This window comes from Shigella sp. FC1967 (genome assembly GCF_001743005.1).
In the GTDB taxonomy this organism is placed as follows: domain Bacteria; phylum Pseudomonadota; class Gammaproteobacteria; order Enterobacterales; family Enterobacteriaceae; genus Proteus.
Map to the genome: position 1 here is coordinate 1 of NZ_MIIZ01001383.1, position 363 is coordinate 363.

At 41.0% G+C, this 363-nt stretch carries 1 pseudogene; it reads right to left on the reverse strand.

From position 1 onward, the window contains the following. Window positions 1–15: 15 nt before the first annotated feature. Window positions 16–363, reverse strand: a pseudogene (locus tag BHE89_RS22195) (pentapeptide repeat-containing protein); the annotation flags it as partial.

Genomic DNA, 363 nt, shown 5'->3' on the forward strand with positions numbered 1-363 from the left:
TTTTTTACCTAGATTTTATCGGTGAACAATAACACCTAAACTCTCAACAAGCTGAAGCGCCTGCTCTCCATCCAACTTCACTCCATCTAAATTAATTCGCCTTGCATCAAGCTCGCCAAGCGCCCCCACCCGTTAAATCACAACCAGTAAAATCAGCCAAAGACCAATCAAACGATGAAAAACTCCCCACAAGAAAGATCGGAGCCACGAAACACGGCGCCAGTTATCACAGTGCCATTCCAGCGATTTTCCCACAGTTCGCACTTTTCTAATATGACTCTAGAAAAATTAGCGTAACTAAGATTTGTCTTGGTTATATAAGCACTACAAAACCATGACCTTGTAGTTATCATATTCATAAAA